Origin of the sequence: Pseudoalteromonas sp. 0303 (genome assembly GCF_013349995.1) — a bacterium.
Lineage (GTDB): Bacteria > Pseudomonadota > Gammaproteobacteria > Enterobacterales > Alteromonadaceae > Pseudoalteromonas.
Genome location: NZ_JABVXF010000003.1, coordinates 24,951 through 39,001 on the forward strand (window position 1 = coordinate 24,951; position 14,051 = coordinate 39,001).

Sequence of the window (14,051 nt, forward strand, 5' to 3'; positions counted from 1 at the left end):
AGCAATCACTAACTTAGCAAAACCTGAACTATATCAAGTCACCTAATTAAGCGAATGAGTATAAAAACAAAAAAGCCACCTTACGGTGGCTTTTATAGAAGTTCGCTTATGATTAGCGAATAATTCCGCGCTCAGAGCTTTTCACGAAGTCTATCATCAGCTGAACAGCTGGGTACTTCGCAGCATCTTCACTTAGCTCAGCGATTGCTTCTTCAACACCTAAGCTCTTACGATAAAGCGTTTTGTATGCACGGCGTGTTGCCATGATTTCATCGCTTTCAAAGCCACGGCGTTTCATGCCTTCAGTATTGATTGCTACAGGGCCAGCCGGTGTACCAATGGTAGTTACAAATGGCGGTACATCTTTATTAACGCCTGAGTACATACCAACAAAGGCATGTGAACCAATTTTACAAAACTGGTGAACACCTGAATTACCTGCAAGGATCACCCAATCACCTACGTGTACGTGGCCAGCAACAGAGGCATTGTTAGCAAAAATGACGTTATCGCCCACTACTGCATCATGTGCAACGTGTGTGTAAGCCATAAATAAGTTATTGCTACCAATTTTTGTTACACCTTGGTCTTGAATCGTACCACGGTGAATTGTTGCACACTCACGGATCACGTTGTTGTCACCAATGATCAGAGTCGTTGGCTCATTCGCGTACTTTTTGTCTTGGCAAGCTTCACCGACCGAAGCAAATTGGAAAATGTGGTTACCAGAACCAATCGTCGATGGGCCTTTTACAACCACATGAGATTCGATGATACAGTTATCACCAATAGTTACATCGTTACCGATATAGCTGTAAGGGCCAACTGATACGTTATTTCCAAGTTTTGCACCTGGTTCGATTATCGCCGTAGGATGGATCACTATTAAAACTCTCTTCTCGCACACATGATTTCGGCAGTACACACTACTTTGCCGTCAACTTTTGCTTCTGCTGCAAATTTCCATATATTGCGGCGCTCTTTTACAAACTCTACATGCAAATGCATAGTATCGCCAGGTAATACCGGCTGTTTGAATCGCGCATTGTCGATCGCTGCGAATAAATATAGTTCGTTATCGCTACGATTTTCAACTGTCTTAAAACCAAGTAAGCCAGTTGCTTGAGCCATTGCTTCTAAAATCAACACACCTGGAAAGATAGGTTGATTAGGAAAATGACCCGTAAAAATAGGTTCGTTCACTGTTACATTTTTAATAGCATGTAACGACTCGCCTGGCGTGTAATCAAGTACACGGTCAACAAGTAGCATCGGGTAACGATGCGGAAGTAAACTCAAGATATCCTGGATATCAAGACTATTTAATTCATTTGCCAAAATAGCATCCTTATTTGTCTTCAATATTGAGTGACTTAGTCAGTGACTCAAGTGCTTTAATGCGGTCTTTCATATCGCCAAGGTTACGGATATGGGCAATACTACGTCGCCATTCTTTGTTGGTTAGATGTGGCAAGCCTGAAGAATAAATTCCAGGTTCTGTGATTGCCTTAGTCACCATACTCATGCCGGTGATTATAGCACCATCGCATACGCTAATGTGACCATTAATTGCAACCATACCGCCAATCTGACAATTCCTACCGATCACTGTGCTGCCAGCAAATACCGTACAACCAGCAACCGCTGTACCCGAACCGATCTCGACATTATGCGCTATTTGACATTGATTATCGATAATTACATTACTATGGATGATAGTATCGTCTAGCGCACCACGGTCAATCGTAGTAGACGCGCCTACCTCAACCTTATCACCGATGATTACTCGGCCAAGTTGCGGTATTTTCACCCATTCGCCACGCTCGTTAGCGTAACCAAAACCATCACTGCCCACTACCGTATTCGCTTGGAATAAACAGTCGCTGCCAATCTCTACTTCATGGTAAACGCTTACATTTGCCCAAAGCTTAGTGCCTTGGCCAATTTTTGCGTGCTCACCAATAAAACAGCCTGGGCCAATCTGCACATCGTTTGCAATTACAGCGCCCGCTTCGATCACCACATTGGCGGCGATCGCGACATTATCGCCAATAGAGGCTGAATCGTGAATGACTGCGCTTGGGTGAATACCGGTCACTGCTGAGCGCGGTGTGGTATCCATTAGCTGAGCAAGTTTGGCGTAACAAACATAAGGATTAGCAACAATGAGCTTATTACCCGAAAAGTACTCAGCATCTGCTGGTGATAAAATCACCGCACTTGCTTGAGTATCTTCTAATTGCGAGCGATATTTCTTGTTCGCTAAAAATGCAATATGCCCATGTTGGGCATTTGCAAGTGTAGATATTTTTTTAATCTCTGTGGCGCCGTCACCTTGAAGGTCTGCGCCCAGAAGATCCGCTATCTGCGAAAGCGTGTAGTTTTGCATATATGATTTCTATTGCTTACTTACTTTTTCAACAACTTTGCTTGATAAGTCATCGACAGTTTTAGGGTTAACATAAATTGTTGTTTCTTTAACTTTAACTTCATCGAATTTGCCAGCTTTCGCTACTTCTTCGATTGCATCTAAGATTAGCTTTTGAACTTTAGCTAGTTCTTGGTTTTGACGCATTTTGATTTCTTGCTCTAAAGGACGACCTTTTTCAGCAAGTTGCTGCTGCATACCTTGAATCTTAGTACGTAATTCTTCTTTTTGCTTGTCGCTCATCGTTGTTGCTTCACGCTTGAACTTTTCAGCTTCAAAACGGATATCACCTTGAAGTTTTTCTAGTTCTTGACGACGCTCTGAGAATTCAGCTTCTAAAGTTTGCTCTACTTTCGCCATTTGTGGGATTTGCTTGTAGATTTCTTGCATATCAACGATACCTACTTTGTGCGCGAATGCGTTAGTAGATAGACCCATAGATAAAGTAGCAAGTAGTGCAAAAGCTGTTGATTTAATTGATTTATTCACGAAAAAACTCCTTTAGAATGTATTACTAATGTTAAAGCTGATGGTCTTCGTATCGTCATCTTCTTCTTTTTGCAATGGATACGCAAAACTGATCAGCATTGGACCCATCGGAGAGATCCATTGTAGAGAAAGACCAGTTGAAACCCTAAAGCGCATCGGATCTGCATAGTCATCCAATTTTGCACGCTCGTCTGTTGAAAGGTTTTGATAACGGTCAATATTAAACTCTGTATCCCATACGTTTGCAGCATCTACGAAGAAGCTAGTACGTACAGAGCTGGTGTTTTCTTCATCTAAGAAAGGTGTTGGAACAATAAGCTCCATCCCTGCTACCGCTTTGGCGTTACCACCAATTCGGCCTGCTGTGTAAAGTTGGTCAAACTCTGATGCACCACCAATGCTACCTGTTGTTGTACCATCAGGTAATGGTGTACCAGGAATGCTTTGCGGAACACGTGATACAGCACGTGGTAAGATCGTATTACGGTCAAAGCCACGTAGTTCCATTTCAGTAATTCTGAAAAACTCTTGGAACGGCAGTGTTTGGTCATAACCATTGGTTGTACCGTAACCATTACCGTAACCAAGTGCCGCACGCGTTGAGAACACCCAGCGGTGGTCATTACTGATTGGCCAGTAGAAACGCGAGTCATAATTTAGTTTAAAGTACTGTAAATCAGAGTTTGGCGTTGTCGCAGTTAAGTTAAGAGATTGGCGCGAACCTGCTGTTGGGAATAAACCACGGTTAACAGTAACACGTGACCAACCTGCACTTAACTCGTACTTAGTAAAGTCAAAGCCTGCGTCTGGATTTTCAGGGTCTAAGAATGTTTCACGAATAACACGTGTTTGCTCATATTCTGCAATATCAGACAGCTCTTCTTGCACCCAACGAACACCAAAGTTAATACGGTTTACCGCATCGATTGGGAAACCAATGTTTGTACCAATACCGTAACTCTTCGATTTATAGTCGATGAGGCTGAATTTACTTGCATCATAGTTACTGTAGAAGATGCTACTACCTTGCGATACACCATCCGGCGTAAAGTAAGGGTCAGTATAAGACACACTAATACGCTCAGAACCACGTGAAGTATTGATGTTAAAACCAATTTGGTTACCGGTACCTAAGAAGTTTGATTCACTCACACCAATGTTAAATTGCAGACCTAAGTAAGAACCATAAGCAAGGCCTGCGTTAAAGCTACCTGCAGATTGTTCTTTAACAGTAAAATCTACATCAACTTGGTCATCTACACCTGGTACTGGTACAACATTAAAATCAACGCTTTCCATGTAAGGTAAACGCTGGATTTGCAGTTTAGAGCGCTCAAGGCTTTGGTTTGATAACCATGCACCTTCAAGCTGTGTCATTTCACGACGAACCACTTCATCAGAAGTATTTTGGTTACCGCCCACAATGATACGACGAACATAAACACGTTTGCCCGGATTAACAGAAAGCGTTAATTGAACTTCTTTATTTTCGTCATCAATTTCTGGGATGGTACGTACTTCAGCATTGGCATAACCAAAACGTGCTAAGTAGCTTTTGATAAACTCTTCTGATGATGTCACCACAGAGCCGTTATAAAGCTCACCAGTTTTTAGCGGGATAACGCTCTTAATAAGCTCTTCACGGCCTAACAGGTCACCAATAAAGTCAAAGCCTTTCACTTTGTATTTAACACCTTCGGTGATATTTGCTGTTACATAAACAGAATCACGCTCAGGGCTAACTGATACTTGTGTCGAATCGATATTAAAACGTAGGTAACCACGGTCTAAGTAGTAACTACGAATTTTCTCTAAATCGCCTTCGATAGTTTGCTTTTGGTAGCGGTCACTCGACATGAATTTCCACCACGGTAAATCTTGCTGAGACTCGGCTAATTTAAGTAGCTCTTCATCTGAGAAAAGCTCGTTACCAACCAAGTTGATTTGACGAATTGACGCTGCGTCACCTTCATCAAATGTGAATAAAAGTTTTACACGGTTACGCGGTAACTTAGTAATGCTTACATCCACTTTTGCATTGTACTTACCAATACTGTGGAAGAATTCAACTAAGCCTTTTTCAATGTTATCAAGAACCGTTTTATCAAGCGGCTCACCAGTACGGATATCTTGCTGGTCTAGCGACTCATTAAGTTGCTCATCTTTGATGTCTTTATTGCCATCAAATTCGATCATGCTGATCGTTGGGCGTTCAGTCACTCGGAAGATAACACTGTTGCCATCACGTAATGCTTTAATATTGTCAAAGTGACCTGAACGATAGAGAGCCTTTATGGTTCTAGAAATTGTGTACTCATCAATATTATCGCCCACGTTGATAGGGATATGCGTTAACGCTGCACCCAGTGCAACACGCTGTAAACCTTCAACTTTTAAATCATCTACAATAAAGGAGTTTTGGCCTAGGGCTGCAAAGCTAGCACCTAATAAACTTGAAACTGCCAAATGTTTTTTTATAGCCATTTTGTTATCTTTATCCTTTACAACTGTATTACCGCTCAACACCTTATAAATTTAACTTTTGCGGTGTTTTACAATCGTGTTCAAATTGGAATTTTTCGCTTACTTGTTATAAACGCGATACATCATTGAACAAAGCGAAACATGTTAAAAACAGAAGCAGCAAGGCCCCCACTTTAAAACCAAATTCTTGCGTCTTTTCAGAGACCGGCTTTTTGCGAAAAAGTTCAATTATGTAATACATTAAGTGCCCACCATCTAGCACTGGCAGCGGTAATAAGTTAAATACGCCAAGGTTTACACTAATCAATGCTAAAAAGCTTAAAAATGCAACCAAGCCATAGCTTACGCTAGTTCCCGCGCCAACTGCAATGCCCACCGGGCCACTTAAATTTTTAACCGACACCTGACCGGTAATTAAATTACCAATCATGTCAAAACTAAGGGTAATTAAACGCCATGTTTCTTGTATGCCCAGCACAATACTATCGACAGGGCCATAATGTCTAGTTTCAATATAGTTTTCTGGCCATGGCTCAACCACCGGAGACACACCTAAAAAGCCCTGAGCAACGCCCGCATCATTGGTTCTGCTTTGTGGCGTCACTGACAGCTCTTTTATACTATCTTGCCTTTGTACACTAAATTGTAAGGATTTGTTAGGTGATTGCTGAATTAATGAAACTAACCGGGTCCAACTGCTGATATTTTCACCATTTACAGCAAGGATTTTGTCGTTAACCTGTAACCCTGCAGCTTCTGCCGCCGAGCCTTTGCTGATCATCGCTACTTCTAAAAGTGCTTTAGGACGAAATGGTACAATGCCTATCGAGGTTAATGGTGGTACGTCTTGTTGATCTAATTTCCAACCATCTAAGTTAAGAGTACGCACATGCTTTTGATAATTCTGATCGCGAAGCGTTACCACAACACTTTGCTCACCTAAGCGGCTCATGAGCGAGAATGTGGCATCTTGCCAAGTATTGATATCGTCTTCACCAATTTTAATAATTTGCTGATTTGGCTCAATATTAGCAGCTGCGGCACGACTGCCTTGAGACACCTCACCCACCACAGGTTTTAATGACTGAACGCCGACCATATACATTACAGCAAGGGCAAAAATAGCGAATAAAAAGTTTGCCATCGGGCCAGCAGCCACAATCGCAATACGTGCTTTTACTGATTTAGCATTAAATGATAAATGTCGCTGCTCTGGCGGGACTTCGTCAACACGCTCATCAAGCATTTTGACATAGCCACCTAGTGGGATTGCTGCAATCACATATTCAGTTTGCTGTTTGTCGTACCACTTGACTAATGGCTTACCAAAGCCAATTGAAAAACGCAGCACTTTCACGCCGGCTTTCCGCGCAACCCAGAAATGACCATATTCATGCACAGTCACTAAAATACCCAGAGCAAGAATAAATGAGCCAAGATTCCAGAAAAAATCAAACATGCTAGTTGATGCCTCTTTTTACAAACTCAGTCGCTTTTACACGTGCAGCTTGGTCGCAAGCTAAAATCTCATCGAGGGTCTGCACGTTGATATTTTGTGTTGCATTGAGCGTTTCAGCGTTAATTCGATAAATATCTGTAAAGCCGATTTGACCATTTAGAAATGCTGCAACCGCTATTTCATTCGCCGCATTTACTGTGGTGGTTGCACCTTGCCCCATTTCACACGCATCAATGGCAAGTTTTAAATTAGGGTAACGAGCATAATCTGGTTTAGTGAAAGTAAAATCTGCCATTTGTGAAAAATCGAGCGGTTTTACACCCGCATCGACACGCTCAGGAAAAGCTAAAGCATGAGCAATTGGTGTGCGCATATCTGGATTGCCCATTTGCGCAAGCACTGAGCCATCTTGATATTGCACCATAGAGTGAATAATACTTTGTGGGTGGATCACCACTTCAATATCACTGGCACAGCAGTTAAACAGCCACTTGGCTTCTATAAACTCTAGGCCTTTATTCATCATAGTCGCTGAATCAACAGAAATCTTTTGTCCCATTGACCAGTTTGGATGTGCCACAGCCTCTGCAACAGTCACTGATGGTAATGTCGCTAAATCACGCTTTAAGAAAGGACCGCCAGAACCTGTAAGCAAGATCTTGCTTACACCATTATCAGCTAGTAGGCCAGATGCACTTTGTAATGATGCTGGCATACATTGGAAAATCGCATTATGTTCGCTATCGATAGGCAGTAAAGTGGCGCCATGTTGTTTTACTTTATCAATAAACAACTGACCCGACATAACCAAGGATTCTTTATTTGCTAGCAACACTTTTTTGCCAGCTTCAACTGCACTTAAAGTCGGTAACAGACCTGCAGCACCTACTATCGCCGACATCACTGCATCAACATCTGTGTGTGCAGCAAGCTCACACATCGCATCAACACCCGCTAGAACTTGTGTGTTACACGAGCTATTTGCAAGTAAATTCGATAGCGCATTAGCGGCTTGTTGATCAGCCATTACAGCAAACTTAGGCTGATGTGCGATACACAACTCAGCCATTTGCTCGGCATTTTTCCCCGCCGCTAAAGCAAAAACCGCAAAACGCTCCGGGTTTCTAGCAACAACATCTAAGGTGCTTAAACCGATTGAACCAGTTGCGCCCAGTACGACAAGTTGCTCTACTTTGCTCATAAACTCAGTGTCCATGCGTAGCAAAGTACAAAAATTGGTGCAGCTGCGGTTAAGCTATCGATACGATCTAAAATACCGCCATGACCTGGTAAACATGAACCGCTGTCTTTCAAGCCAACTTCACGTTTAAACATACTTTCGAGTAAATCGCCTACAGCTGAGAATAACGCGATAAATGCAGTCATCACGGCATAGATTGGCCAAACACTCATATCAACATTAGTGAAATGGCAAAATGCTAAAACAAAAACAACCGAAGCCACTACACCACCTAATAAACCTTCAATCGTTTTATTAGGACTTACCTTTGGCATTAGTTTACGTTTACCTAAGTTCTTACCAGTAAAGTAAGCACCAATATCTGCACTCCACACAATACCAAGTACAACTAAAATTAACATTGAACCAAAGTGAGTAGATTCGCCATACCCTGCGCTACGTAGTGTATTTAGTGCAAGCCAAAGTGGCACTAACGTTAAAAAACCAGCAATGGCACGCATTACAATGCCTTCATTCCAAGCCTTTGCCATAGCTGGGTAGCGCCAAACTAAGTAAGTTGCCACAATCCACCATGCAAATGATAAGGTAAATAGGTAGTTTGCATCACCCACTAATTGACCATTTTGCCAAAGTGATTCAATGGGCCAATGCCAGTTAAGTAATGCCAAAAATGCAGCCGTTGCGGCTACAAATCCAAAACGTTTAACTTTATCGCATAGGCCCATAAATGCAGACCATTCCCACGCACCGAGTAAAACAATACCGGCGGCGATATAACTAAATAGTGTTAATGGGGTATAAAAAACCAAAATAAGTGCAAGTGGTGCCAACACGAGCGAGGTTAAAATTCGTTGTTTTAGCAATGTGTGTACCTTCAACTAGTAATTAGGTCTCGGCGAGTAATTGTTTTATTTGTTCGCCTGTACAACCAAATCGTCGCTCTCTGGCAACGTAACATGCGATAGCGTCAGCAAATGCAGCTTCATTGAAGTCTGGCCAAAGCGTATCGGTAAAGTAAAGCTCTGCATAAGCCGCTTGCCATAAAAGGAAGTTACTGATGCGTAGATCTCCACCGGTGCGGATCATTAAATCAAGCTCACCTTGGTCGGCCATACTCATTTGTTCAGCCATTAGCTCTTCAGTAATATCTTCTGCGGCCATTTCACCGGCTGCAACTTTTTTCGCAAGCGTTGTTGCGGCGTTAGTAATATCCCAACGTCCACCATAATTAGCTGCCACGTTTAACTGTAGACCCGTATTATTACGAGTTAATTCATGGGCTGCATCAACTTTCTCACGCAGGCCTTCTGAAAAGCGTGATAAATCACCAATTATGTTTAGCTTTACATTATTTTTATGAAGTTTTTTAACTTCTTTGCCCAGTACGAATAAAAATAGCTCCATAAGCGTATTTACTTCGTCCTCTGGACGTCGCCAATTTTCGCTACTAAATGCGAATAGTGTTAACGACTGTATACCTAAGCGAGTACAAAATTGCACTGATTGACGAACCGCATCAACGCCTTTTTTGTGCCCATAAACACGTGGGCGATTTTTCGCTTGTGCCCAACGTCCGTTGCCATCCATGATTATAGCGACATGCTTAGGCAAACTTTGCTGGGAAATTTTATCAGCGTTAAGAACCATAAATATCGAGTATTCCATAAAAAAACGCCGTCTAGTATACCCTAGACGGCGTTTCAAAACTAATAAATTTAGTTTCGCCTGTTTACTTGCAGAATCAATGTCTGAAAGATAAACAGCGGTTATTAAATTTCCATTAGCTCAGCTTCTTTAGCAGCTAGTTGCGCGTCCATCTCTTTGATGAACTTATCAGTAAGCTTTTGAATCTCGTCTTCTGCTTGACGTGCTTCATCTTCAGAAATATCTTTTTCTTTCAATAAGCTCTTAATGTCGCCATTTGCATCACGACGGATGTTACGTACAGCAACACGACCGCTTTCAACTTCGCCACGTACGATTTTGATAAGGTCTTTACGACGCTCTTCTGTAAGTGGAGGAAGTGGAACACGAATAACAGTACCTGCAGACATTGGATTTAAACCTAAATCTGAAGCCATGATCGCTTTTTCTACTGCTTGCGCTAGTGACTTATCGAACACGCTAATTGCAAGTGTACGAGAGTCTTCAATTGTTACGTTAGCAACTTGGTTTAATGGCGTGTCAGCACCGTAGTAAGACACTTGAATACCGTCAAGTAATGCTGGGTGCGCACGGCCTGTGCGAATTTTAGATAATTGACTGCCTAGTGCCGCAACACTTTTTTGCATACGTTCTGACGCATCTTTTTTGATATCGTTAATCACGGTTCAATCCTAATCTATTTGCTAGTTTCATCTGAGGCTTGTGAAGAGATAAGCGTTCCTTCATCTTCGCCCATAATAACACGCTTAAGCGCGCCTGATTTATTCATGTTAAATACGCTTAATGGCATGTTGTGGTCACGCGCCAGCGTAAATGCTGCTAAATCCATAACCTTAAGCTCTTTATCAATGATTTCATTGTAGCTTAAGTGGCGATATAGTGTAGCGTCTGGGTTTTTCACTGGATCATCAGAGTAAACACCATCCACTTTAGTCGCTTTGATTACAGTATCTGCTTCAATTTCAATACCACGTAAACACGCTGCTGAGTCAGTCGTGAAGAATGGGTTACCTGTACCCGCTGAGAAAATTACAACGCGGCCAGATTTTAATAGGCTGATAGCTTCTGCCCAGTTGTAAGCATCACACACACCGTTCAGTGGGATTGCAGACATTAAACGACAATTTACAAATGCACGGTGCAGTGCATCACGCATTGCCAAACCATTCATTACAGTCGCAAGCATACCCATGTGGTCGCCAACTACGCGGTTCATACCCGCTTCTGCTAATGAACCACCACGCAAGAAGTTACCGCCACCGATAACTAAACCTACTTCTACGTCGAGCTCTACAAGTTCTTTAATTTCTTGAGCCATACGGTCAAGTACTTTTGGGTCGATGCCGAAGCCTTCGTCTCCCATTAATGCTTCACCGCTAAGTTTAAGAAGAACACGTCTAAAAATAGGTTTACGATTGATAGTCATAATATTTGGGCCAGCCTTAGTAATGAGATAAAAAATAACCGCGCTATGGTTACACATAAAACGCGGTTATTTTAAAGAATTTTCATCAGTGACGCAAAAGCTAATAGCAGATTAATTTCATCTTATTGCCCTACGTCACTAAGTTAGAAAATTACTCGCCTTTTGCAGCAGCGATTTGAGCAGCTACTTCAGCAGCGAAGTCTTCTTCTTTACGCTCGATACCTTCACCAACTTCTAAACGGATGAAGTTAGAAACAGTTGCGCCTTTCTCTTTAAGAATTTCGCCAACTGATTTTTTAGGTTCCATGATGAAAGCTTGACCAGTAAGAGAGATCTCACCAGTGAATTTCTTCATACGACCGATAACCATTTTCTCAGCGATTTCAGCAGGCTTGCCTTCGTTCATCGCGATATCGATTTGAACTGCTTTTTCTTTTTCAACAACGTCAGCTGGTACGTCTTCTGGGTTTACGAACTCAGGCTTAGACGCAGCTACGTGCATAGCAACTTGCTTAAGTGTTTCTTCGTCAGCTTCACCAACTACAACAACACCGATACGGTCGCCGTGGCGGTAAGAAGAAAGCTTGTCACCGTCGATGTACTCAACGCGACGAACGTTGATGTTTTCACCGATTTTAGCAACTAGAGCAACACGAGTTTCTTCGAATTGTGCTTTAAGTGCTTCGATGTCTGCTTTAGATTCTGCAGCAGCGTCAAGAACTTGGTTAGCGAAACCAAGGAAGTTAGCGTCTTTAGCAACGAAGTCAGTTTGACAGTTAACTTCAAGAAGTGCAGCGAAACCGTTACCTTCTTTGATTAAGATTGTACCTTCAGCAGCGATGTTACCTGCTTTTTTAGCAGCCTTTGCAGCACCGCTCTTACGCATGTTTTCGATCGCTAACTCGATGTCACCGTTAGTTTCAGTTAACGCTTTTTTACAATCCATCATGCCAGCGCCAGTACGCTCGCGTAATTCTTTAACTAGGGCAGCAGTTACAGCCATTAGAATATCCTCAATTGAATTCTGTTATAGGGAAGCGGTATAGGCCGCTTAACAAGAATAACAAGTCTTCACCTTAATTAGATGAAGACTTGATGACAGCTAATTATTCAGCTTCTACGAAGTCGTCTTTCTCAGCTTGAGCAACGATGTTGTTCTCACGACCTTCAGTGATCGCAGCTGATACAGCGCCTGTGTAAAGTTGGATAGCACGGATCGCATCGTCGTTACCAGGTACGATGTAATCAACACCGTCTGGGTTAGAGTTAGTATCAACGATAGCAACAACTGGAATACCTAGGTTGTTAGCTTCACGGATAGCGATGTGCTCGTGGTCTGCATCGATAACGAAAAGCGCGTCTGGAAGACCGCCCATGTCTTTGATACCACCAAGGCTCTTTTCAAGCTTTTCCATTTCACGAGTAAGCATTAACGCTTCTTTCTTAGTTAATTTCTCGAAAGTACCGTCTTGGCTTTGCGCTTCAAGGTCTTTAAGACGCTTGATTGATTGACGAACTGTTTTCCAGTTAGTCAACATACCACCTAACCAACGGTGGTTTACGTAGAACTGCTCGCTTTGGATCGCTGCTTCTTTAACTGCTTCGCTTGCTGCGCGCTTAGTACCAACGAAAAGTACTTTACCTTTGTTAGAAGCTGCGTTCGATAAGAACTTAAGTGCTTCGTTGAACATTGGTACAGTTTGCTCTAGGTTGATGATATGAACACGGTTACGAGCGCCGAAGATGAAAGGCTTCATCTTAGGGTTCCAGTAACGTGCCTGGTGACCAAAGTGAACACCAGCTTGAAGCATATCGCGCATTGAAACGTTTGCCATTTGTATAATCCTCTATAATTTAGGGTTAGGCCTCCACATATCCCATAGCACCAACACCGCAGTTAATTTGTAACTTAAGTGCACCCAAGTGTATGTGACGATACGTGTGTGTGTTAAAATAAAATTGTGTTTGCCTTAAATACAAAAAATCAGTTAAGAATTTATTTGTAAAAAGACGGCGCGCTTTATACCATATTAAAATTGAAAACTCAACGTCTAGTGCAAAATTTGTGCACTAAAAACTGACCTGAAAAACAACTTTGGAGCCTCAATGAGTGCTGTGATCAAGACCCCTGAAGAAATCGAAAAAATGCGTGTTGCCGGGCGCTTAGCCGCCGAGGTACTAGAAATGATAGAACCGCATGTGGTGCCAGGTGTAACCACAGATGAACTAAATACAATTTGTCATGATTATATTGTTAATGTTCAAGATGCTATTCCAGCACCGCTTAATTACCACGGTTTCCCAAAATCAATTTGCACCTCAGTGAACCATGTAATTTGTCACGGTATTCCAAATGACAAACCACTTAAAGAAGGCGATAGCGTAAATATCGACGTGACTGTGATTAAAGATGGCTATCACGGTGATACATCTAAGATGTTCCACGTTGGTACACCTAACATTCAAGGCAAGCGCCTTGCTGATATCACGCAAGAAAGCCTATACCTTGCAATTAAAATGGTAAAACCAGGCGTACGCTTGGGTGATATTGGTGCTGCAATTCAAAAATACGCAGAAAGCTTTAGCTATTCAATCGTTCGTGAATATTGTGGTCACGGCATTGGTGCTGAGTTCCACGAAGAGCCACAAGTAATGCACTATGGTAAAGCAGGTACTGGCGAAGTATTAAAAGCAGGTATGTGCTTAACAATCGAGCCTATGGTTAATGCTGGTAAACGCCAATGTAAGCTACTTAAAGACAACTGGACTGTCGTAACTAAAGACCGTTCATTGTCTGCACAGTGGGAACATACACTGTTAGTGACTGAAAATGGTGTTGAAATTTTAACGCTCCGATCAGATGATACTATTGACAGGATCATCGAACACTAGGAGCCAG

At 42.2% G+C, this 14,051-nt stretch carries 14 protein-coding genes; 1 reads left to right on the top strand and 13 read right to left on the bottom strand.

The features are described from left to right. Nucleotides 1-112: 112 nt before the first annotated feature. The 13 genes from lpxA to rpsB all read right to left on the bottom strand — a co-directional run bounded on the left by lpxA (nt 113) and on the right by rpsB (nt 12,987). A complete protein-coding gene (gene lpxA, locus HUS62_RS03285; protein ID WP_054553112.1) occupies nt 113-883 on the bottom strand; it encodes an acyl-ACP--UDP-N-acetylglucosamine O-acyltransferase in 771 nt (256 codons plus the stop codon). Nucleotides 884-885: 2 nt separating this feature from the next. Continuing rightward, nucleotides 886-1,338: a 3-hydroxyacyl-ACP dehydratase FabZ gene (gene fabZ, locus HUS62_RS03290; RefSeq protein WP_054562040.1), complete on the bottom strand. Its 453-nt coding sequence runs from the start codon at nt 1,336-1,338 to the stop codon at nt 886-888. Between the two features lie 10 nt (nt 1,339-1,348). Beyond that, complete coding sequence (gene lpxD / locus HUS62_RS03295; RefSeq protein ID WP_054562041.1) at nt 1,349-2,389, bottom strand: UDP-3-O-(3-hydroxymyristoyl)glucosamine N-acyltransferase; 1,041 nt, start codon at nt 2,387-2,389, stop codon at nt 1,349-1,351. 9 nt (nt 2,390-2,398) lie between these two features. Next, the gene (locus HUS62_RS03300; RefSeq protein WP_054553115.1) at nt 2,399-2,917 is read right to left on the bottom strand and encodes an OmpH family outer membrane protein; all 519 of its coding nucleotides are present in this window, start codon (nt 2,915-2,917) and stop codon (nt 2,399-2,401) included. Nucleotides 2,918-2,929: 12 nt separating this feature from the next. Further along, the gene (gene bamA / locus HUS62_RS03305; protein WP_175078528.1) at nt 2,930-5,401 is read right to left on the bottom strand and encodes an outer membrane protein assembly factor BamA; all 2,472 of its coding nucleotides are present in this window, start codon (nt 5,399-5,401) and stop codon (nt 2,930-2,932) included. A gap of 106 nt (nt 5,402-5,507) precedes the next feature. Then, complete coding sequence (gene rseP / locus HUS62_RS03310) at nt 5,508-6,860, bottom strand: sigma E protease regulator RseP (protein ID WP_175078529.1); 1,353 nt, start codon at nt 6,858-6,860, stop codon at nt 5,508-5,510. Nucleotide 6,861: 1 nt separating this feature from the next. Then, a complete protein-coding gene (ispC, locus tag HUS62_RS03315) occupies nt 6,862-8,061 on the bottom strand; it encodes a 1-deoxy-D-xylulose-5-phosphate reductoisomerase (protein ID WP_175078530.1) in 1,200 nt (399 codons plus the stop codon). Continuing rightward, complete coding sequence (locus HUS62_RS03320) at nt 8,058-8,924, bottom strand: phosphatidate cytidylyltransferase (protein WP_054553119.1); 867 nt, start codon at nt 8,922-8,924, stop codon at nt 8,058-8,060. The genes ispC and HUS62_RS03320 overlap by 4 nt, the downstream gene beginning before the upstream one ends. Before the next feature lie 22 nt (nt 8,925-8,946). Then, a complete protein-coding gene (locus HUS62_RS03325) occupies nt 8,947-9,726 on the bottom strand; it encodes an isoprenyl transferase (RefSeq protein ID WP_175078531.1) in 780 nt (259 codons plus the stop codon). A 104-nt stretch (nt 9,727-9,830) separates the two neighbouring features. After that, complete coding sequence (gene frr / locus HUS62_RS03330; RefSeq protein WP_054553121.1) at nt 9,831-10,388, bottom strand: ribosome recycling factor; 558 nt, start codon at nt 10,386-10,388, stop codon at nt 9,831-9,833. Between the two features lie 14 nt (nt 10,389-10,402). Further along, nucleotides 10,403-11,152 (bottom strand): UMP kinase, encoded by a 750-nt coding sequence (pyrH, locus tag HUS62_RS03335; protein ID WP_054553317.1) that lies wholly within the window; start codon nt 11,150-11,152, stop codon nt 10,403-10,405. Between the two features lie 151 nt (nt 11,153-11,303). Then, nucleotides 11,304-12,155 (bottom strand): translation elongation factor Ts, encoded by an 852-nt coding sequence (gene tsf / locus HUS62_RS03340; protein WP_062566883.1) that lies wholly within the window; start codon nt 12,153-12,155, stop codon nt 11,304-11,306. 103 nt (nt 12,156-12,258) lie between these two features. Continuing rightward, nucleotides 12,259-12,987 (bottom strand): 30S ribosomal protein S2, encoded by a 729-nt coding sequence (gene rpsB, locus HUS62_RS03345; RefSeq protein ID WP_054562046.1) that lies wholly within the window; start codon nt 12,985-12,987, stop codon nt 12,259-12,261. A gap of 247 nt (nt 12,988-13,234) precedes the next feature. Between rpsB and map the strand changes: the two genes are divergently transcribed. Then, a complete protein-coding gene (gene map / locus HUS62_RS03350; protein WP_258536709.1) occupies nt 13,235-14,044 on the top strand; it encodes a type I methionyl aminopeptidase in 810 nt (269 codons plus the stop codon). Nucleotides 14,045-14,051 lie beyond the last annotated feature (7 nt).